Origin of the sequence: Cardiobacterium hominis (assembly GCF_900637305.1) — a bacterium.
GTDB classification, from domain to species: Bacteria; Pseudomonadota; Gammaproteobacteria; order Cardiobacteriales; family Cardiobacteriaceae; genus Cardiobacterium; species Cardiobacterium hominis.
In genome coordinates, this window is sequence record NZ_LR134365.1 from 429,251 (window position 1) to 452,990 (window position 23,740).

Sequence of the window (23,740 nt, forward strand, 5' to 3'; positions counted from 1 at the left end):
CGCGCCAGCATCCCTGCGGTCGCCTGCATTGTAGCGTTATCGCGCGGGTAGTCCATATAAAGCCCCTCTCCCTCTGGGACACGCAGCGCTCGCGCGAAGCGCGAGAGAGGGGTTGGGGTGAGGGCTAAAACTGAATTTATAACTGCCTAAATTCTCTAACATTAAGCGGGCGAAGCTTTGCAGGCCGCCCCATCCCCAAGCCGCGCCGACAAACAAAACCCCATCTACAACAACACAATAAGCCCACCGCCAAACCGCCGCTATAATACGCGCCCCTCGCAGCGCACACACCCAAAAACATGCACCTCACCGCCATCCGCCTCGCCGGATTCAAATCCTTTGCCGACAACACCACCTTCCCCGTCGATGCACCGCTCACCGGCATCATCGGCCCAAACGGCTGCGGCAAATCCAACATCATCGACGCCGTGCGCTGGGTCCTCGGCGAAACCGCCGCCAAACAACTGCGCGGCCAGGCGATGACCGACGTCATCTTCGCCGGCGCGGCCAACCGGCGCGGCGCGGCACAGGCGAGCGTCGCCCTGCACTTCGACAACAGCGACGGCAAAGCGGGCGGCGCATTCGCCGACTACGCCGAACTCGTCATCGCGCGCAAAGTCCAGAGCGACGGCCAATCCCAATACAGCATCAACGGCAAGCGCGTGCGCCGCCGCGACATCGTCGAACTGCTACAAGGCACCGGCGTCGGCGCGCGCAGCTACGCCGTCATCGAACAAGGCATGATCAGCCGCATCATCGAAGCCAAACCCGAAGAACTGCGCGTCTTCATCGAAGAAGCGGCGGGCATCGCCCTCTACAAAACCCGGCGCAAAGAAAGCGAAGCGCGCATGAACGAGGTGCGCGACCACCTCACCCGCCACGACGACCGCCTGCACCAACTGGGCAAACAGCGCGACAAACTCGCGCAAGAAGCCGAAACCGCCAAAACCTGGCGGGCGCTACAAGCCCAGGCCCAAACCGCCAGCCACCAACTACAAAGCTGGCAATACCACCAACTGCACCGCCAGCACGAAGCCGCGCAAGAACAATACAGCCGCGACCGTGCCGCGCTGAACGACCTCTTCGCCCACAGCGGCATCGACGAAGCCCAAATCGCCGCCCTCGAAGAAAAACTCGCCGCCGCCAAAGCCGCGCACCACGCCGCCGAAAACGCCGCCCTACAAAGCGCCGCCCGCCTCGCCGCACTGCGGCGCGAACTCGAAAGCGGCCGGCAAAACCAACAACACCTCGCGCAAAACGCGCGCGACCAACAAACCCGCCTCGCCCGCCTCAGCCAACAACACGACGAAGACCACGAACAGGCGCAGCAGCACCAAGCCGAAATCGCCCGCCTGCAAGCCGAACTCGCCGAACGCGCGCCCGCGCTCGAAGCCGCCCGCCTCGCCGCCGAACAAGCACGCGCCGCCGCAGACCAACAGCGCCACCAACTCGACGCCCAACGCGAACACCGCCACCACGCCGAAAACCGCCACTACAGCGCCGCGCACCGCCTGAACGAAGCCCGACAACAACAAGAGCGCCTCGAACAACGCCGCGCCAGCCTACAACCCGCCGCCGACACCGACGACGACGCCCTCGAAGCCGAAACCCTACAAACCCAATACGACACCCTCGCCGAAACCCTCACCGCCCTCGAAGACGCCCAACAACAAACCGCCGCCGAACTCGCCACCGCCCAAGCCCGCTACGACCAACAACAAGCCCAAACCCGCGCCGCCCACACCCGCCACGCCCAACAACAAGCAGCGCTCGACACCCTGCGCCGCCTCCAGCCCGCGCCCCAAAACCAGCCACCCGAACTCGCCGCCGCCCCCCAACTGCTCGACCACCTGCACGTCGTGCCCGCATGGCAGAGCGCCATCGGCCGCTACCTCGGCGAGCGCCTGCACGCCGCCCTCGGCACCGAACACTGGCAAACCGCCCTCGCGCACGGCAGCGCCCAACTGGCACGCGGCAGCGTCCCCGCCGCCTGGCAAGCACACATCCAAAGCGACGCCGACCTCCACCCCTGGCTCGGCCACCTCCAACCACTCGCCGCGCACGACGCCGACATCCGCCGCGACCAACTCGCTCCCGGCGTGCAATACCTCACCCTCGACGGCAGCATCATCAGCCAAAACAGCATCCAGCCAGCAACGCGCGGCGACGACCAACTGGCGCGACAAAACCAAATCCACGCCCTCGAAGCCGAACTACAAAAAAGCGAAACCGCCCTGCAAAACCTCGAAGAAGCCGGAGCCGCCGCCGCCGAACAACTCGCCCGCCTACGCGACACCCACGCCGCCCAACAGCGCCAACACCAACAAACCGCGCAACAACAACGCGAACTCGCGCACCGCCTCGCCCTCGTCGCCCAACAACAAACACACCGCGCCCAACTGCGCGCCCAACAACAACGCGCCCTGGAAACCCTCGCCGAAGACCTCGCCGCCGCCCGCCGCCAACAACAACAAGCCCAAGAAGAAACCGACCTTGCCGCCGCCGCCCTTGCCGCCCTGCCGCCCGTTACCGCCCTGGAAACCGCCTTCCGCGCCGCCTTCCAGACCTACCAGGACGCCGACCACAGCTGGCAACAACAACAAAACGACTACCGCGCCGCCGAAGCCGCGCTCGAACAACACCGCGCCCACCTTGCCGCCGGTGACAAACAGGCACAACGCCTCGCCGCCGAACGCCTGGAAGCCGAAGAAACCCTCGCCGCCCTGCAAGAACAAAGCGAAGCACTCGCCCTCGAACTCGAAGAAAAACACCTGAGCCACGAAGCCCTCGAAGAAACCCACCAACAACACGAACAACAGCGGGCGCAGACCGCGCGCGCCGTCGAAGAACAAGCACACCACCTGCACCGCGAACAAGAAACCCTGCGCGAACGCCAACACCAGCGCGCCCTGGCAGAAGAACGCCTGAACCACCACCAAGAACACCTCGCCCAAATCCAACAACAACTCCAGCGCATCACCGCCGAACTCCTCGCCGACAACCGCGAACCGCTGGACATGGACGATGCCAACCCGCCGGACGAAGCCGCCCTGACCGCCCGAATCCGCAGCCTCAAACAACAAATGGAAGCCCTCGGCGCCGTAAACCTCGCCGCCATCGCCGACTACGACAGCGCCGACGCCGAATACCGCAGCCTCGACGACCAATGCCGCGACCTGCGCCACACCCTCGAACTGCTCGAAGAAGCCATCACCAAACTGGACAACGAAACCCGCAGCCGCCTGCAAGACACCCTGGACATCGTGAACCGCCACTTCGCCAGCCTCTTCCCGCTGCTCTTCCGCGGCGGCGAAGCCGAACTCGCCTGGACGGAGGGCGACATACTGGAAGCAGGCATGACCATCGCCGTGCGCCCGCCGGGCAAAAAAGTCAAAAACCTGAGCGTGCTCTCCGGCGGCGAAAAAGCGCTGACCGCGCTCGCCCTCGTCTTCGCGCTCTTCCGCTTGAACCCGGCGCCGTTTTGTCTTCTGGACGAAGTCGATGCCCCGCTGGATGACGCCAACGTCGGCCGCCTGAGCGCGCTTTTGCGCGAAATGGCGGGACAGCCCCAATTCATCGTCATCACCCACCGCAAACGCACCATGCAAACCTGCGACCAACTCATCGGCGTCACCATGAGCGAACCCGGCGTCTCCCGCCTCGTCGCCGTACAATTTGGCGAATAAAACGACAACCAAACCAAAACGCATAAACACCAAACCAAAAGCCATTTCCCTTCCCGTACGCTGCCACCGACAATACCGGCAACCACCAGAAGGAGAAACGCATGATTACCCCCCTCAACATCGCCCCGCTTGCCGCAGAGCGCCCCGCGACAACCCGCACCCCGCTCGATGCCTGGCTTGACAGCGAAAGCCGCATGGGCGCACTCATCCTGCCACTCGCCCGCAAACCCGCCGCACAGACACGCCCCCGCTTCTCATAAACCATCGCGCAGCCGCAGCCCATGCAAACTCAAAGAAGAAGGTTTATCATTAACCGAACATTGCCAACCTTTGAGGAAACCCGACATGAAACTGCCCTACCTGCTCCCGCTGCTCGCCGTTGCCGCCGCACACGCCGAAGAAAAAACCGACCTCGCGACGGCGGACGCCTACCGTCCGCAATACGACTTCTCCCCGCCGCCGGTCATCACCCCGCAAACCCCCTTCGGCCAGCCGCTGGAAAACCAGTTTGACTACCAGCGCCCGTGGGTGAACCCCTCAGTCGCGCAAAACGTCAGCACCAACACCACCCGCCCGCTACAAATAGAGGCCAGCATCGGCAACCTCGGCGACCAAGAGCGCCTGCTCTACCGCCAGCGCGGCAGCAACCTCTACGGCGCGGTACAAGCCTACCGCCTCCACCTCGACGACTACAAAGACGGCAACGGCCAGCGCGTCCATGCCGGCTACACGCGCGACGGCGAAATGGCGATGCTCGGCTTTGTGCCGGACGCGCGGCAAGAATACCGCCTGGGCGTCGTGCGCGACCACATCGCCGACGACAAACAACCGCAGCACCAAATGGACGCCGTCAAAACCCAACGCATCGTGGTGAACGCCAACGCCCGCCTCGGTGCGCAAGACCAAAGCAACACCATCAACCTCACCGCGCGCCACATCGAACTCGACCGCACCGCCAACAACTACAAACTGCGCACCACCGCGCCGAACAACCCGCGCGTCAAAATGGAAGTCGAACGCAGCAAAACCGACCTCGGCGCCGACTACCGCATCCAATACGGCGAACAGCGCTCCCACATCGGCCTACAATACGGGCGCGACAGCCACAACGCCGAGCGCTTCGCCCTCACCCCGCAAGGCGCGCGCCGCAACGCCTACCGCTTCGCCGACATCCACAGCGACCACTACCACCTCTACTACGACCACTACTGGAACATCACCCCGGAACACCAAATCAGCGGCGGCCTCAGCTACGACCGCCTGACCGCGGACGTGAAAAAGAAAAACACCCCGTCAAAAATCGGCGAACAAAACTTCCCCGCGCCAAACCAACTCTGGCAGCAATACTACGGGCGCGCGCTTAATGGCAAACGCACCACCAGCGGCGTTGGCGCAGCCCTTGCCTACGAGTTTCGCCCCAGCGAGCGACAAAAATACCGCATAGGCGTGGACAGCCGCATCCGCCAGCCGGAAAACCCGGAGCGCTTCACCTCACTGCCCGGGCAAAACGGCATGGGCTGGATCGGCAACCCCTACCTCAAACCCGAACGCCACAACCGCATCGCCATCAGCGGCAGCTGGCAGGGTGAAGGCTGGCGCGACTACGGCAAAGTACGCAACGGCGACCTTGCCGGCGCCTGGCAAATCGAAGCCGCTGCCGACTACGACAAAGTGCACGACTTCATCACCTACGACCGCGCGCGCGGGCAAAACAGCATCCACAAAAACGACGGCAACATCATCAGCCGCAACACCAACGCCACCCTCATCGGCGCCGAAATCAGCGCGGCCAAAAGCCTGACCGGCAACCTCGCCACCCGCGGCAAACTGCGCTACCAATACGGCGAAAACAACGGCGACCACCGCCCGCTCTACAACGTGCGCCCGCTCAGCGCCGACCTCGCGCTCGACTGGCAGGACTACGCCAGCTTCGGCAGCTACAACCTCGGCGCCAACCTGCACTACGCGCACAAAAGCACGCGCCTGGACAGCGACAAAACCAAAGGCCTTGGCTTCGACAACCCGCTGCACTACCAGAGCTACGCCACCGTGAACCTCTACGCCAGCCTGCAAACGCGCGACCGCTTCGCCGTCAGCCTCGGCATCGACAACCTCCTTGACCGCAAATACCACGCCTACAACGAACAGCCGCACGTCGCCGCATTAAGCCCCAACGCCGTCGCCGCGCCGGAACGCACCTACTGGCTGGGATTTAGCTTTAACTTCTAAAAGCCCCCCGTGGGGGAGGTCTGGGGTTTGCCCGCAAACCGCGCTGTTCAGTAGCCATCGCCAGCCCAACCTGCAACCATCCCTTTACATACACCACGAGCGCTCAAGTGTATGTAAACGCCCCATCACCCAAACCGGAGACTCTGCCATGACCCACCACCTCACCCGCCGCCGCTTCCTGCAAATCAGCGCCGCGACCGCAGCCGCCAGCGCCCTGCCGCTGCGCGCCGCCGAACCCTTCACCCTGTGGGGGCCGCCCGTCACCCCGACCGTACTGCTGGCGGTCGCCGCCGAAATGGGCGAAGCGCGCAAAATCCGCCCGTTTACCGTCAAAAGCTGGCAAAGCCCGGACATGCTGCGCGCGGGACTGCTCAACAAAAGCATCGCAATCAGCGTCGTGCCGAGCTACGTCGCCGCCAACCTGCGCGCGCAAGGCCAGCCGGTACTCTTGCACAACATCATGACGCGCGGCCTGCTGGCAGTCATGAGCAAAGCGGGCACCATCAGCGACCTCGGCGGCTTGGCTGAAAAAAACCTCGTCATGCCCTTCAAAAACGACATGCCGGATATCGTCCTGCAAATACTCGCCAAAAAACACGGCATTAACCTCGAAAACCGCATCACCTACACCGCCACCCCGCCCGAAGCCGTTACCCTTTTCCTGCAAAAAGACTACCCGAACGCGCTCCTGCCCGAACCGCTCGCCAGCGCCTCCACCCTCAAAGGCAAACAAGAAGGCGTGAACGTGGAGCGCAGCTTCTCCCTCGACAAAATCTGGAGCGAAACCTTTAACACCGCCAAAGGCGGCATCGCCCAAGCGGGGCTGATGGTGTCCGAGACGGCCGCCAAAGAACACGCCGACTTCCTCGCCGCGCTGGACAAAGACCTGCTCGCGGCGGTGGACTGGGTCGCGAACAACGGCAAAAGCGCCGCAGAAATCGCCGCCAACTACATGCCCGCACCCGTGCCCGCGCTGGAGCGCGCCTTCCCGCACTCCGCCCTCTGCGCCATTCCCGCCAAAACCATCGGCGACGAAATCCTGCAATTCCTCAACGAACTGCACCAGTTCAACCCGAAAATCACCGGCGGCAAGGCCGTCGATGCCAGCCTGCTCGGCTAACCGCACCTTTCTCACGCGCACAAAAAAACCGCCGCATCCGGCGGTTTTTTGTGCGTCCGCATTCAGCGCAACAGCGCGTAGGTCAGCCCCAGCGGCAGCACCCCGCCGACAATCAAGACCAGCAACCACGTCAGCAAGCTGTCGCCCACCCGGCGCAGCAGCAGGAAATAACCCCAGGCGTAGCCGGCGGTAATCGCCAGCGACACCGGGCCGTGATAGCCGAAAGCCATAACGTCAATGCCCGTAAAAAGCAGCGCCCAAAACCACGCCGGGCCGCCGCTGTCCTGGATTTTGCCGATGGCCATCAAAATCGCGATTTCCAGCATATCGTCCTCCCAAACAAAACGGGGCAGGTGGCTTGCGACCGCCCTGCCCGCGCATCTACCGATACAAAATCAGTTACGAATCACGCCGCTGCGGCAGGTGGTTTCAACCTTGTTGCCATACGAGTCGGTAAAGGCGAAGAATGCCTCGCTGCCCTTCTGGTGCCATTCCGCGCCGCGGCCAAAGAGGCCGTTGTTGCTGACGTAGCGCTCGCCGGAAGCGGCGACGGCGTTGTCGAGCACGGCAGTTTTGTCGTCCAGGCGCAGTTCAATCTGGTTCACGCTCAAATTGCGGATGTTGACGCCCAGGCCGTTTTCGCAGTCAAAATGCGTGGCGCCGCCTGCTTGCGGCATCTGCGCGGGGGCAGGATAGTTGTTCGCAGGCGGATTAGGCACCGGCGTGTTTGGCACGCTGCTGTTGTTATTGCCGCCGCTGACACAGGCGGTCAAACCCAAAGCGACGAATGCCGGAAGAAAGAAAGTTGCACGTTTCATGAAAGCTCCTGTTGTTGAAATCGGCCGCACCAGGCGGCGACGCGCGCATTATAATGGAGCGCTCCGCGCCGCTCGCATAATCTTTGGCAAGTTTACTAATTGGCAAGCACGACGCGGAATGGCTGTTTTATACTGCGCGCCGCAGTCGCTCATGGCTGTGTGCTTTTCTTTCCAACTTCAGGAGTTTTTTATGAAAATCTGGATTCCCGCCGCAGCTGCCACTCTGGCACTCGCTTTTTCGGCGACCGCTTCCGCTGCCGGTGGCACGGTTTCTTATCAGTGCCAGAACAATAAAAAGATCAGCGTCAATTACGTTTTTAATGAGCAAGGCGTCCCGACACAGGCCACGGCAACGCTCAAAGGTAAAAAACGCTTGATGAAATATGATTTGAACCGCTCTGATAACGTCGATACTTATTTCAAGGACAAGAGCGGCTTCAATATCAGCACATCCAATATGGATGCCAGCAATTTCCGCGAAGCACCGATCATGATTTTCTCGCCGGACAGCGAAATTCTTTATAATGATTGCAATCCGGTAGCACAGCAATCATCCGAGTCGCAGCAACGCCAAAATGCCGGAAAAATCACCAAAACCGGCAGCGTTTCCTATATGTGCCTCAACGAGCGCCGCCTGAAAGTCAATTATGCATTTAATGGCGCGGGCGTGCCGGTCAAGGCCGAAGCGATTTTGAATGGCAGCAAACGCACCCTGCAATACGATTTGAACCGCTCCGGTGATCAAGATGTGTATTTCCAGGATCGCGCAGGCTATAACCTCAGCACTTCCTATATGGATGCCAATAATTTCCGTCAGAATACTGTGATGGTGATGAATCCGAACAGCGAATTTCTGTATAAAGATTGCGCGCCGATGAATTAAGTTGGCTCGTGCATAAAAAAGCCCGCATAATGCGGGCTTTTTTGTTATGCGCGGTTATTTGCCGCGCGGTTTTTTCGCCGTCGGCGCTTTGGCTTTGCCGTCCAGCGCCGGAGCTTTGACGCCGTATTCGTTCAGGCCGCCGCCCATGGTGATGTAGAGATCCACGTTGTTGAGGAGGATTTGCAGCTCGGTGGCGAGCAGTCCCTGGTCGCTGGCATAGCTTTCGCGTTGGGCATCGAGGCGGTTCAGCGCGGTGCTGATGCCCGCTTCGAAGCGCAGGTTTTCGAGACGCAGGCGCTCGCTCACCGCCTTGTTGCCGCGTACTTGTGCCGCGTATTGTTCGGCAAGTGTCTGCCGCGCGGCCAAGGCGTCGGCGACTTCGTAGAAGGCGCTCTGCACGGTGCTTTGGTAGGTTTCGATGAGGATTTTTTGTTGCGCTTCGGCGATGTCCACCGCGCGGTTCAGTTTGGCGCGGTTGAAGATGGGCAGGGTGATGCTCGGCATGATGCTCCAGCCCAGGTTCGGCGCCTTGATCATTTGGTCGAGTTCGGGGCTGCTGTAGCCGATGTTGCCGGTGAGGCTGATGCTCGGGTAGAGCGCCGCGCGCGCCGCGCCGATGTTGGCGTTGGCCGCTTTGAGTTGGTATTCGGCTTCGCGGATGTCCGGGCGGTTTTGTAGGACGGTGGCGGGGATACCGCCCGGCAGGCGCAGGTCGGCAAAGGCTTTTTTGAGGTTGCCCGCAGCCGGCAGGTTGAGCTGGCTCACCGGTTTGCCGACGAGGAGCGAGAGGGCGTTCAGCGCTTTTTGCCGGGCGCGTTCGGCTTCGGCAGAGCTGCTGCGCGCGCTTTCGATTTGGGTTTGTACGCCGCTCAAATCGCTTCCGGTCATCAGCCCCGCGTCAAACTGGAGTTTGGAGAGGCGGTAGCTTTCCTGGCGGCTGTGCAGGACTTCATCCGCCAGTTTTTTTTGTGCTTCGGCGATGCGCGCCTGGTAGTAGGTTTTGGCAACGGCGGAGATGATGCCGAGGGTGGCGGCGTCGCGCGCTTCGAAGGTGGCGAGGTAGCGGTTCAGCGCCTGGTCGTTCATGGATTTGACGCGGCCGTAGAAGTCGAGTTCGAAACCGGCGCTGGCGAGGCTAAGGTTATGCACGGTGGCAACGCGCGCCTTGCCGGTGCCGGTGAGGTCGCGCGCGGTGCGGTTGCGGGTGATGCTGCCGTTGGCGGCGACGGTCGGCAGGTAGTCGGTTTGTTGGATGCCGTATTGTGCCTGGGCGATTTCGATGTTGAGCGCGGCTTTTTTCAGGTCGTGGTTGTGGGCAAGCGCTGCTTCGATGAGTTTTTGCAGTTGCGGGTCGCGGAAGTAATCGCGCCAGCCGGTTTCGGCCGCGGTTTGTCCGCTGGCGTGGCCTTGTTCGTCGATGGCGACTTCCATCCAGTTTTGCGGTAGGGCGGCTTCGGGCTGTTGGTAGCTCGGAGCGAGGCTGCATCCCGCCAGCATGAGGGCGAGCGGGATGGGTTTGAGCAGGTGTTTCATGGTGCTTTCCTTGTGGTCAGTAGGGCTGGTCTTCGGGTCGGGCGTATTTGTCGTGAACGCCGAGTTTGCCCGGGAAGAGTTTGCGCACGATGACGAAGAAGATGGGGATCATCACCAGGCCGAGGAAGGTGCCGACGCTCATCCCCCAGAAGACGGTGGTGCCGATGGCACGCTGGCTGGCGGAGCTCGCGCCGCTGGCGAAGTAGAGCGGCAGGACGCCGAGGATGAAGGCGAGCGAGGTCATGACGATCGGGCGGAAGCGCAGGTGGGCGGCGGCAAGCGCGGCCTGGATGCGGGTTCTGCCGCCTTCTTGCAGGTCTTTGGCGAATTCGATGATGAGGATGGCGTTCTTCGCGGTCAGCCCCATCACGGTAACCAGGCCGATGACGAAGTAGGTGTCGTTGCTGAAGGTTTCGGCGTTGCGCGCGGCTTGTGGCCCGCGGAACATCGCTGCCATGAAGACGTTGAACGAGCTTCTGCCCATGACGCCAGCGGAGACGCCGAAGAAGCCGAGCGGCAGGACGAGCAGCACCGCGAACGGAATCGACCAGCTTTCGTAAAGGGCGGCCAGGCAGAGGAAGACGGCGAGCAGGGTGAAGCTGTACACGTAGAGCTGCTGGTTACCGGCGCGCTGTTGTTCGAGCGAGAGTCCGGACCATTCGATGCCGAAGCCCGGCGGCAGTTTTGCCGAGAGTTCTTGCATGGTTTTCATGGCGTCGCCAGAGCTTTTGCCCTGCGCGGCGCTACCGCCAACTTTCATCGCCGGGTAGCCGTTGTAGCGCACGGCTTGCATTTGGCCGTTTTCCCAGCTGAGGCTGGCGATGCTGCCGAGCGGCACTTGGCCGCCGCTGCGGTTGGGGATGTTCAGCGCCAGCAGGTCTTGCGGCTGCATGCGCGCGGCGGCGTCGGACTGGACGGTGACGCGCTGCAGGCGGCCTTTGTTGGGGAAGTCGTTGATGTAGGCGGAGCCGAAGTTGGTGCCGATGGTGCTGGCGATGGAGGTGATGTCCACGCCTTGCGCGTAGGCGGCGTCGCGGTTGATGTCGAGGCGCAGTTGCGGCGCGTCTTCCATGCCGTCCGGGCGCACCTGGGTGACTTGGTCGGTTTTTTGTGCCGCCATGCCGAGCAGTTGGTTGCGCGCGGCGAGCAGCGCTTCGTGGCCGGCGTTGCCGCGGTCTTCCAGCATGAGGTTGAAGCCGTTGGAGACGCCGAGCGAGGGGATGGGCGGCGGGCTCAGGGCGATGATGGTGGCGTCGCTGATGCCCATGAACATGCCGATGAGGCGGCCGCCGAGTGCTTTCGCACTTTGGTTCGGCTCGGGACGCTCTTTCCAGTCTTTCAGGGTGATGAAGGAGAGGCCCATGTTCTGCCCCTGGCCGCTGAAGCTGAAACCCTGGACGGCGACGACGTTTTCGACTTCCGGCTGTTGTTTCAGGATGGCTTCCATCTCTTTGATTTTTTCGATGGTGCGCTCGGCGGTGGCACCGGCGGGCAGCTGGATGCTGGCGATGATAAAGCCTTGGTCTTCGTTGGGCAGGAAGTCGGTCGGCAGGCGGCTGTAGATGTACACCGCGCCAGCGGTGATGGCGAGGTACACCACAAACATCGCATAGCTGATGCGGATGAATTTGGCGACGGTGGCTTCGTAGGCATGGGTGAAGAATTTGACCATGCGGTTGAACCAGCCGAAGAAGCCGCGTTTTTCGTGGTGGTCGTCACGTACCGGTTTGAGCAGGGTGGCGCAGAGCGCGGGGGTGAGCGTTAGCGCCAGAAAGCCGGAGAAGCCGATGGAGCTTGCCATGACGAGGGCGAACTGGCGGTAGATGTTGCCGGTCGCGCCGCTGAAGAAGGACATCGGCACGAAGACGACGATGTTCACCAGGGTGATGCCGACGATGGCGCTCGATATTTGTCCCATGCTTTTGCGCGTCGCCTGGTAGGGGGTGAGTTTTTCTTCGACCATCAGGCGTTCGACGTTTTCGACGACGACGATGGCGTCATCCACCACAATCCCGATAACCAAGACCATCGCGAACATGGTGAGTACGTTGATACTCATGCCCAGCGGGCTCATTAGCGCGACCGCGCCCAACAGCGAGACGGGGACAACGATGGTCGGGATGAGGGTGTAGCGCAGGTTTTGCAGGAAGAGGAACATGACGATGAAGACCAGCACCATCGCCTCAACCAGGGTATGCAGTACTTGGTTGATGGAGAGGTTGACGAAGGTGGAGCTGTCATACGGCGATGACCAGGCGAGGCCTTCCGGGAAGTATTGCGCCAGTTCGTTCATGCGCGCCTTGACGGCTTTGGCGACGGCGACGGCGTTGCCGTCGTTGGAGAGTTGCACCGCAAGGCCGGTACTGGCCTCGCCGTTCAGGCGGAGCGAGGTGGCGTAGGTTTGCTGGCCGATTTCGATGCGGGCAACGTCTTTCAGGCGGACGGTGGCGCCGCCTTCGGTGCTTTTCAGCACGATGTTTTCAAAGTCGGCGACGTTGGCCAGTTGGCCGGGAACGTTGATGGTGGCGGAGAAGGTCTGCCCTTCAATCGCGGGCAGGGCGCCGATGCTGCCTGCCGGGATTTGCCGGTTCTGCGCGGCAATGGCGGCGGAAACGTCGGCGGCGGTCAGGTCGTAACCGCGCAATTTTTCCGGGCTGAGCCAGATGCGCATCGAGGCTTCGGAGCCGAATTGTTGTACGCCGCCGACGCCCTCAATGCGTTGCAGTTCGGGGATGACGTTGCGCACCGCGTAGTCGCTCGCGTCCTCTACCGTCAGGCTGGAGCCTTCTTTGACGCTGAGGGTGACCACCATGAGGAAGCCGGTGGAGGATTTGGAAACGGTGATGCCGTTTTGTGTGACCGAGGACGGCAGGCGCGAGGTGACTTTGGAGAGGTTGTTCTGCACGTTCACCTGGGCGATGTCTTCGTCCGTGCCGGTGGCGAAGGTCAGCTCCAGCGTGCCGGTGCCGTTGGCCATCGCGGTCGCGGTCATGTAATCCAGGCCGTCAATGCCGTTCATTTCGCGTTCGATGACCGACAGCACCGATTCTTCGATGGTGGCGGCGCTCGCGCCCGGATAGGCGACGCTCAGGCGGATGGTCGGCGCGCCGACGTTCGGATATTGCTCGACCGGCAGGCGGTAGAGCGAGAGCAGGCCGCCGAGCATGATGAAGATGGCGACGACCCAGGCAAAGACCGGACGGTCAATAAAAAATCTGGACATGGTTCCCCCGGTTTATTGCGCGCTGGCAGGTTTGGCCGCATCAGCGGGCTTGCCTTCCGCCGCAGTGGCGGGCGCGGCAGCGGGCTGGCCGTCGGCATTGACCACCACCGGCGTGATATGCGTCGCACCGCCCATCAACTGCGACAGGGTGTCAATCATTACCCGCTCGCCCGGCTTGAGGCCGTCGGTGATAATCCATTGATTTTTTTGCGTGCCGGCAATCTTCACCTCGCGCGGCGCGAACGAGCCGTCTTCGGCGACCACGCGCAAGGTGTCGGTCTTGCCACGGGTAACCGCGGCTTGCGGCACGAGGTAGGCATTATGGAACTGGCTCTGCGGAATGTCGGCGCGCACGTACAGCCCCGGCAGGAGCAGGCCGTCCGGGTTCGGCACTTCGGCGCGCAGCAACAACTCACCGGTGCTGGCATCGACCGTCTGGTCGGCAAAAAGCATCCGCCCCTTGTGCGGGTAGGGCGTGCCGTCATCCAGGGTAATCTGCACGGTAAAATCAACGCCCTTGAGCGCGCCGGACTGGAATTCCTTTTTAATGCGCATCAAATTGGCGGCAGACTGGGTAATGTTCACATAAAGCGGGTCAAGCTGCTGAATCTTCGCCATATTGGCGGTGCTGCCGGGGGCGACCAGCGCGCCTTCGGAAACATTCGACTTGCCGATGACGCCGGAAATCGGCGCCAGTACCTTGGCGTACTGCACATTGATTTCCGCCTGCTTGATCGCCGCTTCCGCGACCATGATATTGGCGGAGGCGACCTTCACTTCCGTCAGCGCTTGGTCATAAGTCTGGCGCGACACCGCCTTCTCCTTGACCAGCGGCGCGTAGCGGTTGGCGGTACTTTGCGCCAACGCCTTGTTGGCCTGCGCCAGCGACAACTGCGCCTTCGCCGACTGCAAATTGGCCTGATAAACCGCATCATCAATCTGATACAGCTGCTGTCCGGCGCGCACCAGCGAGCCTTCCTCAAACAGGCGCTTCTGCACGATACCACTCACCTGCGGCTGAATCACCGCTTCACGCGAAGCCTCCAGCCGTGCCGGCAGATTCTCGGTCACAATCACCGTCTGCGGCTTGACGACCATCACCTTTGCCGGCGGCGGTTTCTGTTGTTGTGCGGCAGCAGGCGGCGCGTTACCTTCCTTCTTCTCGCCGCCCTGCTTTTCCTGCGCCACAGCGGGCGCAAACAGCGTTGCCGCAGACAGGGCAAACGCCAGAAATCTCACACGAATCTCCATCATTATTTCCTCGTAAACTTGTAGAAAGAACCGCGTATTATATACAGCATTGTATGTAAGTCCAGAAACCTTGCTATACTGCGCCACTTACAAAAAAACCTTTACGAATCATGCGCCGAACCAAAGCCGAAGCCGAACAAACCCGAAACGACATCCTGAAAGCCGCCCTCATCCTCTTTGACGAACAAGGCTACGCCCAGACCACGCTGAGCACCATCGCGCGCAAAGCCAAAGTTACCCGCGGCGCCATCTATTGGCACTTTGAAAACAAAGAAGAAATACTGGCCGCACTGGCGCAGGCGCAGTTTGACGAATTAAACCGGCAGAACGCCGCTGCCATCGCCGCGCCAGAGACTTGGAAAAGCCTGGGCGACAACATCGTCGCCTACTTCCACGAAATGATCCGCTGCCCCGACCGCCTCCGCTTCTTCCGCGCCTTCCACCAACACGGCCGCATCGCGCCGCTGGAAAAACTGCATCGCGAATACCAGGCACTATGGCAAATCCAGTGCCGCGAAGCGGTGCAGCGCGGCAAAGAAAACGGCGAACTGCGCGCCGACGCCGACCCCGAATACCTCTACTTCTACCTCTCGATGATGTTCTGCGGCCTGATTGACCTCTGCCTCGACCACGCCGACGCGCCCTACATCGCCGCATATAGCGAACGCACTGTGCGCGATACCATCGCGCTCATGCAGACCTTATAAATAAAGAAGCATCGCACCCCACGCAACCGCCATGACGGCATTCCTAACCAAATCGTCACAAACCATTTGCCAACAGCCCTGCCCGCCCCTACACTAGCCTCAACCACCCGCAGCGGATGCCCACCCACCCCATGATTAAACGTCTCCTTGCCTTTCTCGCCGTCATCTGGCTCATCATCGCCATCCTTGCGCCGTCGTTCCTCGCGCCGCAAATTGACGCACAACTACACGCCTTCTTCGACAGCGCCGAAGCACATCGCCTGCGCGCAAACGGCATCGACCTGCAACTTGACAACTACCAACGCGGCTACTTCAGCAGCCAGGCAGACATCCACGTCAACATCCGCCCCTACGACGGTCAGCCGACCTGGTACCGCACCACCCTGCACGCGCGCATCAACCACGCGCCACTTTTCAACAGCGGCATCAACCTCATCAGTGCTACCCTCACCAACAGCGACAGCGACGGCCGCTACGCCCCCTATCTGCCGGACGGCCACCTGCGCCTGCAAACCCGCATCGCCATCTTGGGACAAATCCACCAACTCATCCGCATCGAACCCAACCACACCACCAACCTTAACAGCGACGGCCTGCGCCTGAGCTGGCACAGCCACATCCGCACGCCTGACCGTGGCAACGGCGAATGGCTGCTCGGCAAACAACAATGGCTGGAAGGCCGCTACCGCCTGGAACTCGCGCGCAGCAGCGGCACCTACCGCAACGACGGCGAAGCCCTGCGCCTCAGCGCGGCACAACTCAACCTCACCCGGCGCGACATCAGCACCAGCGACCAGCAGGACATCACCCTCTACAACCTGCAAGGCACGCTGACCCGCGCCGAACAGCGCTACAACATCGAAGACATCACCTTCAAAAACAAAACCAGCTACGGCAAACCGACCAGCCAACGCCTGCAACACAGCACCATCACCGCGCACCACCGGGCGAACGGCAGCCTGCGCAACCTCGAAGCCCAGACCAGCCCGACCTTCGACCTGCCCGTCGCCAAAGCGCTGAACGGCGACCGCCTCTACCTCTCGCTCCAACAAGAAGCGGACGGCAACCGCCTCATCATCACCAGCAACCAAGAACAAACCACGCACATCAGCGGCAGCCTGCTCTTCCCGCTCCTGTTCCCGCCGCCGTACAACATCGCCCAATTAAACGGCACGCGCGGCGAATTCCGCCTTTACGGCGAATACGCACACGACAGCGGCCTCTTGCCCGTCCTCATGCTGGCGCTAGGCAAAGACCGCCTGCCTGCCGACAGCGAAGGCGACTACCTGCTACAAATTGACGTCAATGGCAACGAAGTGCGCGTCAATGGCAAAACCCTGCTAACGCTGCACTAAAAAATTGCCTGCTGAGAACAAAAAAAACGCCCCTTGCGGGGCGTTTTCCATTCACATAACAGCCATCAAGCCGCTACCTTAAAAGCAATAAAAATAGCCGCCATAATGGCTGCAATCACGCCATAAATAAACATCGGAATAGCAGTCTTCTTGATAATCGCGCCTTCCTGATTCTGCACGTCAAGTACCGAGCACACTGCAATAATATTGTTGATGCACACCATATTACCCATGGCGCCACCGACGGATTGCAAAGCGAGAACCGTATCGGTCGGCAAATGCACCTGGGTGGCGATACTGTGCTGAATACTACCAAAGGTCAAATTCGAAACCGTATTGGAACCGGAGAAGAAAGCCCCAATGGCGCCGAGATACGAGGCGAAATAGGCCCAATTCGTTCCGGCAATTTGCGCGAAACTGTTGCCAATCGTCTTCACCATCGAATTATCGCCGCCGACCATCATGAATTTCACCATAACCAGCGCACCAAAGAGCGCCAACAGCGGCTTAATGGTTTGCCCCAGCGTGGTGTAATACACTTTGAAGCTGTCGCGGAAACTGACACGGAAGAAAATCAGCGACAGCCATACGGTAATAACAAACGGAATAAAGGCCGGCACATAGAGTGTTTTATAACTCTCGGAAACGCCTTGGCCAAAAATATTCTTGAAGCTCAAAATCAGCGCGCGGCTCACCTCAAAATCAAAAATACCGAAATTGATGGCAAAGAGCGGTGTTGCATCATTAAGCAAACCTTTAATGCCCAGTTGCTGAATGCGGGTAACGATTAAAATCAGCATTAGCAACCCAAGCGGCGCCAATGCTTTTAATACTTGTCCGGTAGTGAGTTTTGCCTGTGCTTCCGCGCTTTCTGTTTTGGCAAGTCCGACTCCCTTGTTGGCAAGGAATACAGACAGCAGCAGACCGATACCGCCACCAACCAGCGACGGGAATTCATAATTCACCTGCGCCAGCAGCAAATACGGAATCGTACACGCGAGAATACTCAAATAAATAAAGCCGATATTCTTGCGGATTTCCGCCCAGGTAGTAATAAAGCGCAGCGCCAATACCGGAATAATAAAACCGGCGACGAAGTGAATCAGCCCGGTTTCCTTGCCGATAGCAAGAATATCTGCATCACTCAAAATGCCGCTTTTTTTCAACTCGCCAAAACCGAACCAGGTCGGTGTGCCGACCGCACCAAAGGACACCGGCACCGAGTTCATAATGAGCGCGAATACGGCGACCTGCATCGGCTTGAAACCGAGTCCGACGAGAATGGGTGCGGCAATCGCCGCCGGCGTGCCGAAACCGCTCGCGCCCTCAATCATAAAGGCGAATGCCCAGCCGATAATCATCAATTGCGCCACCGGATTCGGATTGATATTGCCGAGCCATTGGCGGATAACATTGATGCAGCCGGTCGCTTCCATCATGCGGTTAAAGAAAATCGCGCCAAAAATGACGGTAATCGGCGTTAAAGTCGCCACCACGCCCGCTGCCGCATTGGCATTGAGCATCATAAAATCATTCTTGAAATAAAAAATCTGCAACAGATAAATGAAAAACGCGACGCCGGGCAAGGCGATATAAGACGGCACGCTGTTTTTCTTGACCATCAGCCAGATGAGCAGCACAACCGGAAAAATGCTGAGAACCAGCGGCAACTGTTGATTGAATGCTTCCATAAAATCTCCTTAAAACAGGCGGGCAGCCATGCCGCCCGCCATAAATCAATAAGTACCCGGAACGAGGATTTCCTTGCCGACCTTTTTAATATCGGTATGGCCGCAGAAAGCCATCGTCGTATCCATCTCGGTGTAGAGAATTTCCAGACAGCGGCGTACGCCGTCCTCGCCATAAGCGCCGAGGCCATAAAGGAAAGATTTGCCAATCATCGTGCCTTTTGCGCCCAGCGCGATACATTTCAGAATGTCCTGACCGCTGACGATACCGCTATCCAGCCATACCTCAATCTGACTGCCAACCGCAGAAACAATATCCGGCAACACCTTAATGGTAGAAAGCGCGCCATCCAATTGACGGCCACCGTGGTTGGAAACAATCAAGGCATCCGCGCCGGATTTCGCCGCCTTCTCCGCATCATCCGTGGTCATAATGCCTTTGATAATGAGCTTGCCGCCCCACAGGTCTTTGATGCGCGCCACATCATCCCAAGAAAGACGCGGATCGAATTGCTCGCTCGTCCAGGAAGAAAGCGAGGACAAATCGGAAACATTTTTTGCATGGCCGACGATATTGCCGAAAGTGCGGCGCTTGGTGTGCAGCATATGCCAGCACCATTGCGGGCGCAGCGCGAGATCCATCATATTGAGCAATGTCGGTTTCGGCGGCGCGGAAAGGCCGTTTTTAATATCGCGGTGGCGCTGGCCGAGTACCTGCAAATCGGCCGTCAAAATCAGCGCCGAGCAATTCGCCGCTTTCGCCCGCTTGATGAGGTCTTCCATAAATTCGCGGTCACGCATCACATACAGCTGGAACCAGAACGGCTTGCTGGTATTGGCCGCCACATCCTCAATCGAACAAATGGACATGGTGGAAAGCGAAAACGGCACGCCGAATTTCTCCGCCGCTTTCGCCGCGAGAATCTCGCCATCGGCATACATCATGCCGGTAAAACCGGTGGGGGCGATAGCGACCGGCATTTTTACCGTCTCGCCAATCATCGTCGTCTCCAGCGTGCGGTTAGTCATATCGACCAGCACGCGCTGCTGGAATTTGATGGGGTCAAAATCGCGGGTGTTGTGGTGCAGCGTACTCTCCGTCCATGAACCGGAACGCACATAATCAAAAAACATCTTCGGCACCTTGCGACGCGCTACGCGGCGCAAATCCTCGATATTGGTCATCTTGCTCAAATCACGAGCCATAACTATCCTCCGAAATTATTTAAGAAAAAACCGCCGCCAGCGCGACGACCGCGTAGCAGTATAAAAGAAACCCACGCGGATTTTAAGCGACAACTGTTATCAACGCGGCTTAAAGTTGTAGGCGGCTATTAGCTTGCACAAGGCGCCATGAGATGCCTTGATGCAACGCAAGCAGTAAGCCATTGTGCCCTGCGGCAGAAGCAGAACATGAAAAGTGGATAAACGGATGGGAATAGCTGTTTATAGCTTTATTACGCGTTATATAGCGGGCTCAGGGGTGTTCCATAAAACCCGCCGCAAAAGAATGGCCTTTAATGCTGCGGCTGGTTTTATGGAATACCTATAGGATGGCTATGCTTCTCCGCATATATTTCAGAACACCACTATGCTTTATAAAAAATCCCCGCAGTTGCGGGGATTTTTTATGCCGAGAGTGGTATGCAGATATCCACCCGTTTTTGTTGTACGGGAATATCCGAGCTTGGGTCGTAGTATTCGAGGATAACGGGGCGGTCGCTGGCGATGTGCTGTCCGGCAGCGGGGAACCATTCTTGCACGAACCAGTCGTAAACGCTGTCAAGGTCAGCGTAGGGGCCGCGGTGACGCAATACGGCGTAGCGCCCGCCCGCGATTTCGCCCGCTTGGAGCGGGGCCATGGCGTATTCCGGCGCGACCGAGGCAGCAACGTGTTTGTCGGCGTGCAGCGGGTCGATGGCGGGGTGGATGCTAAAGGCACGCGCCTGGCTGGTTTCGGCACCGCGCAGGCGCAGCAGGCTTTCAAGCTGGTAAAAGGTGTCGCCGAGGCGCTGGCATTCGCCGCTGTGGGCGAGCATGGCGACGGTGACGGGCGCGCGGGTTTCGAGGTGCACCGGGTAGCGGGGCGGCGGGCGCTCGCGGTATTGTTGTGGCGAGAGGCCGTATGCGTCGCGGAAGCTGCGCGCGAAGGATTGGGCGTTGTTGTAGCCGCATTCGCGCGCGATGTCGGCGAAGGGTTTGTCGGTGTAGCTGATGAGCCAGGCGGCGCGGTGCAGGCGCATCCATTTGACGGTGGTGTGCAGGGTTTCGCCCATAACGTCGCGATAGAGGCGGTGCCAGTGCCAGGGCGAGAGTCCGGCGGCATCAGCGATGCGCTGCAGATCGATGCTGTCGGTGTAGTGGTTTTCCAGATAGTGCAGGGCGCGGAGGAAGCGCTGTTCGTAGTGACGTTTTTTCATGATTTTTATGATACGGCGTCGCAGCGGGTTTTGTCGCTACCCCAAGGCGATGTCGTACTGGCCGTGGCGGTAAGCGGAGTCCACTTGCAGGCGAATCGGGATTTTCAAAAGCGCCTGCAGGTCGGAGAAGGTCAGCGATTCTTCTTCGCGGATGAAGTCAATCAGCTCCAGGCCGGCGACGATGGTCATCGTCTTCGGCGAGAAGTCGCGCGCCTCGCGCATCAGGTCGCGGAACAGCTCATAGGTGATGGTTTCCACGGTTTTGACGTAACCCCGCCCCTGGCAGCACGGGCAGGGTTCGCACATCAGCTGGCGCAGGCTTTCGCGCGTGCGTTTGCGCGTCATCTCGATGATGCCCAGCGGCGAAATCGGGCTGATGGTGTATTTGCTGCGGTCGCCGGCGAGCGCGGTGAGCAGCGCGTCCATCACGCCCTGCTGGTGTTCGGGGTCGTTCATGTCGATGAAGTCGAGCATGATGATGCCGCCGAGGTTGCGCAGGCGCAGTTGGCGGGCGATGGCGCGCGCCGCTTCGAGGTTGGTTTTGTAGATGGTGTCGTCCTGCGAGAGTTTGCCGACGAATGCGCCGGTATTGACGTCTATCGTCGTCATCGCCTCGGTCTGGTCGATGATGAGGTAGCCGCCGGATTTGAGCGCGACGTGCCGCTTCAGCGCCAGGCTGATTTCTTCTTCGATGCCGTAGCGCTCGAACAGGCTGCGGTCGCCGCTGTAAAACTCCAGTCGCGTTTGCTCCATGCCCACGAGAAAATTGGCGGCGAACGCCTGCATTTCGCGGTGCGCGCCGGGGTGATCGACCACCACACGGCGCACGCCGGGGCTGACGAAATCGCGCAGCACTTTTTGATACAGCGGCAGTTCGCCGTAAATGAGCGAACCCGGCCGCGCACCGCGCTGCTGCTGCACGATGGCCTCCCACACGCGCTGCAAATATTGCATGTCGGCGCGCATCGCCCACACATCCGCCGATTCAATCGCGGTGCGCACGATAAAGCCGCCTTGCCGCCCCTGGTGGAATCCGGCGACCGCCTCGCGCAGCGTCTGCCGCTGTTCCTCCGAGGCGATTTTGATGGACACGCCAATTTCATCCGCCGTCGGCAAAAAGACGAGAAAACGCGAGGGGATGGAAATCTCCATCGTCAGCCGCGCGCCCTTGCTGCCAATCGGGTCTTTCAGCACCTGCACCAGAAGCGACTGCCCCTCGCGCAGCACGTCGCTGATGCGCTCCGGCGGCTTGTCGCCGCGGCGCACCACATTCTTCACATGCAAAAAACCGGCGCGCTCCAGGCCAATATCAATAAACGCCGCATCCATGCCCGGCAGCACCCGCTGCACCTTGCCCTTGTAAATGTTGCCGACAATGCCGCGCTTGCGCTCGCGCTCGACGAAAAAATCCTGCAACACGCCGCCTTCGAGAATCGCAACCCGCGTCTCGTACGGCGTGTGATTGACCAGAACCTCCGTGACCAGACCCGAACCGTCCATATTCAACTCCCCAGCGCGCGCAAAAACTCGCCGCTACAACCCAACTCGCAAAACCCCTGCCACAGCGCCTGTAACGGCAAGCCCATGACATTATAAAAATCACCGGTAATCGACGACACCAACACGCCGCCGCGCCCCTGAATACCATATGCGCCCGCCTTGCCCATCGCCTCGCCGCTTGCCAGATAGGCGCGCAGAAGCGCGTCGGGATGCTCCGGCATCGTCACACTGCTGCTCTCCACATACGTGAACTGCGCCTGCCGCCAGCGCATCGCCAAACCGGTGAACACCTGATGCTGCCGTCCGGAGAGCGTGCGCAACATGGCGAGCGCCTCCGCATTATCCTGCGGCTTGCCGAGAATCGCGCCATCGCAGGCGACCGTCGTATCCGCGGCAATGAGCAGCGCATCGGGAAAATCGGGCTGCACCGCCTCCGCCTTGGCGCAGGCAAGGCGCACCACCAACTCCGGCGCGGCCTCGCCCGCAAGCGGCGATTCATCGACATTCGGCTCGGCAGTCGTGAAATCAAAACCGAGCATCTGCAACAGCAGCGCCCGCCGGGGAGAGGCAGAAGCAAGGACAATTTGCATGGGAGGTTCCAGAAATAAAGGATACGGCATTATAAACCGCGACCGCGGACGCGCCGCTATGGCCATCGGGGCGAGCTGGCAGGTTTGCCGCGCGGTGGGGCAAGCCCCGCCCTACAGTGACCCAATCATTCCACGGAAACGGTGCGCCAAGGCGATTTCTGTTTGTGAACGTGTGGAAATGTTTTATACTCGCCGCCGGTCTATGGCCGCTTCTCATTCATCAAAAGGAGTTAATAACATGAGTTCTGACGACAATTTATACCGCGCACCGCGTTCCAGTCTGCAAACAACAGCACAGGATGACGATCTCACCCCGGCGGCGCGAGAATATTTATCCAAAGGCGCTTTCTGGGCACGTTTGCAAAGCGTGGGGTACTTTATTGCCTTTGTTTTTGTGCTGCTCGCAGTAGCGGTATTTGTATTGGCCGGCGCAGAATTGGCCGGTCGTGATATTAGTGCTGCGGCTTTGCGGATGATTGCGCTCGTAGCAGGCCTGCCTACGCTTATTATTTTATGGATGCTGGGCGTAAGGATGCACCGCTATGCCAAGGCCAGCAAGGCATTGCGCATGGACAACAGTATGGATGATGCGGAGCTGTGCTTTATCAATAGCACTTCGTTCTTCAAGATTATGGGTGTGCTGAATATTTTGCAGTTCGCGCTTGCTGTATTTGCTCTTTTGGGCGTGTTAGGAACGGCTGCGGCATTTAGATAACTCAAATTTTTACACTCACGTT

Annotated in this window: 18 protein-coding genes; 8 read left to right on the top strand and 10 right to left on the bottom strand. The window is 59.9% G+C overall.

The window, feature by feature from the left end; all coding sequences use genetic code 11:
• The first annotated feature begins 299 nt into the window (after positions 1 to 299).
• The 4 genes from EL199_RS01950 (at position 300) to EL199_RS01960 (ending at position 7,035) form a co-directional block, all read left to right on the top strand.
• Positions 300 to 3,686: an AAA family ATPase gene (locus tag EL199_RS01950; RefSeq protein WP_004140828.1), complete on the top strand. Its 3,387-nt coding sequence runs from the start codon at positions 300 to 302 to the stop codon at positions 3,684 to 3,686.
• Between the two features lie 101 nt (positions 3,687 to 3,787).
• A complete protein-coding gene (locus EL199_RS12770) occupies positions 3,788 to 3,946 on the top strand; it encodes a hypothetical protein (protein ID WP_004140827.1) in 159 nt (52 codons plus the stop codon).
• A gap of 85 nt (positions 3,947 to 4,031) precedes the next feature.
• Complete coding sequence (locus EL199_RS01955) at positions 4,032 to 5,915, top strand: TonB-dependent receptor domain-containing protein (protein ID WP_004140826.1); 1,884 nt, start codon at positions 4,032 to 4,034, stop codon at positions 5,913 to 5,915.
• A 148-nt stretch (positions 5,916 to 6,063) separates the two neighbouring features.
• Positions 6,064 to 7,035, top strand: coding sequence for an ABC transporter substrate-binding protein (locus tag EL199_RS01960; RefSeq protein WP_004140824.1), 972 nt, complete (start codon positions 6,064 to 6,066; stop codon positions 7,033 to 7,035).
• Positions 7,036 to 7,097: 62 nt separating this feature from the next.
• Here the strand turns inward: EL199_RS01960 and EL199_RS01965 are convergent, their stop codons facing one another.
• Entirely contained in the window at positions 7,098 to 7,361 is a 264-nt protein-coding gene (locus tag EL199_RS01965) for a hypothetical protein (protein ID WP_004140822.1), read from the bottom strand.
• A 69-nt stretch (positions 7,362 to 7,430) separates the two neighbouring features.
• Positions 7,431 to 7,853 carry an MliC family protein gene (locus EL199_RS13450; RefSeq protein WP_040355106.1) on the bottom strand — a complete coding sequence of 141 codons (423 nt, stop codon included), beginning with the start codon at positions 7,851 to 7,853 and terminating at the stop codon, positions 7,431 to 7,433.
• Positions 7,854 to 8,043: 190 nt separating this feature from the next.
• Here EL199_RS13450 and EL199_RS01975 point away from each other — a divergent pair, with 190 nt between their 5' ends.
• Entirely contained in the window at positions 8,044 to 8,736 is a 693-nt protein-coding gene (locus tag EL199_RS01975; protein ID WP_232008325.1) for an ACP-like domain-containing protein, read from the top strand.
• A 54-nt stretch (positions 8,737 to 8,790) separates the two neighbouring features.
• Here EL199_RS01975 and EL199_RS01980 read toward each other — a convergent pair whose 3' ends face one another.
• Genes EL199_RS01980 through EL199_RS01990 form a run of 3 tightly spaced genes read right to left on the bottom strand, consistent with a single transcriptional unit; the run spans position 8,791 to position 14,746 of the window.
• On the bottom strand, positions 8,791 to 10,269 hold the full coding sequence (locus tag EL199_RS01980) for an efflux transporter outer membrane subunit (protein WP_004140816.1): 1,479 nt from the start codon (positions 10,267 to 10,269) through the stop codon (positions 8,791 to 8,793).
• Between the two features lie 16 nt (positions 10,270 to 10,285).
• Positions 10,286 to 13,492 (bottom strand): efflux RND transporter permease subunit, encoded by a 3,207-nt coding sequence (locus EL199_RS01985; protein WP_004140814.1) that lies wholly within the window; start codon positions 13,490 to 13,492, stop codon positions 10,286 to 10,288.
• A 12-nt stretch (positions 13,493 to 13,504) separates the two neighbouring features.
• Entirely contained in the window at positions 13,505 to 14,746 is a 1,242-nt protein-coding gene (locus tag EL199_RS01990) for an efflux RND transporter periplasmic adaptor subunit (RefSeq protein WP_232008326.1), read from the bottom strand.
• Positions 14,747 to 14,853: 107 nt separating this feature from the next.
• On the opposite strand from EL199_RS01990, the gene EL199_RS13455 reads away from it, so the two are divergent.
• Positions 14,854 to 15,450 (top strand): TetR family transcriptional regulator, encoded by a 597-nt coding sequence (locus EL199_RS13455; protein ID WP_004140812.1) that lies wholly within the window; start codon positions 14,854 to 14,856, stop codon positions 15,448 to 15,450.
• A 131-nt stretch (positions 15,451 to 15,581) separates the two neighbouring features.
• Positions 15,582 to 16,805 (top strand): DUF945 family protein, encoded by a 1,224-nt coding sequence (locus tag EL199_RS02000; RefSeq protein ID WP_169306926.1) that lies wholly within the window; start codon positions 15,582 to 15,584, stop codon positions 16,803 to 16,805.
• A gap of 65 nt (positions 16,806 to 16,870) precedes the next feature.
• On the opposite strand, the gene EL199_RS02005 is transcribed toward EL199_RS02000, so the two are convergent.
• From EL199_RS02005 to EL199_RS02025, 5 genes are all read right to left on the bottom strand, one after another.
• Positions 16,871 to 18,475: a lactate permease LctP family transporter gene (locus tag EL199_RS02005; RefSeq protein WP_040355293.1), complete on the bottom strand. Its 1,605-nt coding sequence runs from the start codon at positions 18,473 to 18,475 to the stop codon at positions 16,871 to 16,873.
• A 66-nt stretch (positions 18,476 to 18,541) separates the two neighbouring features.
• Complete coding sequence (locus EL199_RS02010) at positions 18,542 to 19,699, bottom strand: alpha-hydroxy acid oxidase (protein ID WP_004140808.1); 1,158 nt, start codon at positions 19,697 to 19,699, stop codon at positions 18,542 to 18,544.
• 422 nt (positions 19,700 to 20,121) lie between these two features.
• Positions 20,122 to 20,913, bottom strand: a complete 792-nt coding sequence (locus tag EL199_RS02015) for an AraC family transcriptional regulator (protein WP_004140806.1) — start codon at positions 20,911 to 20,913, stop codon at positions 20,122 to 20,124.
• Positions 20,914 to 20,949: 36 nt separating this feature from the next.
• Complete coding sequence (locus EL199_RS02020; protein ID WP_004140804.1) at positions 20,950 to 22,413, bottom strand: Rne/Rng family ribonuclease; 1,464 nt, start codon at positions 22,411 to 22,413, stop codon at positions 20,950 to 20,952.
• 2 nt (positions 22,414 to 22,415) lie between these two features.
• The gene (locus tag EL199_RS02025; protein ID WP_004140803.1) at positions 22,416 to 23,003 is read right to left on the bottom strand and encodes a Maf family protein; all 588 of its coding nucleotides are present in this window, start codon (positions 23,001 to 23,003) and stop codon (positions 22,416 to 22,418) included.
• 238 nt (positions 23,004 to 23,241) lie between these two features.
• Between EL199_RS02025 and EL199_RS02030 the strand changes: the two genes are divergently transcribed.
• Positions 23,242 to 23,718 (top strand): hypothetical protein, encoded by a 477-nt coding sequence (locus EL199_RS02030; protein WP_004140801.1) that lies wholly within the window; start codon positions 23,242 to 23,244, stop codon positions 23,716 to 23,718.
• The last annotated feature ends 22 nt before the right edge of the window (positions 23,719 to 23,740 follow it).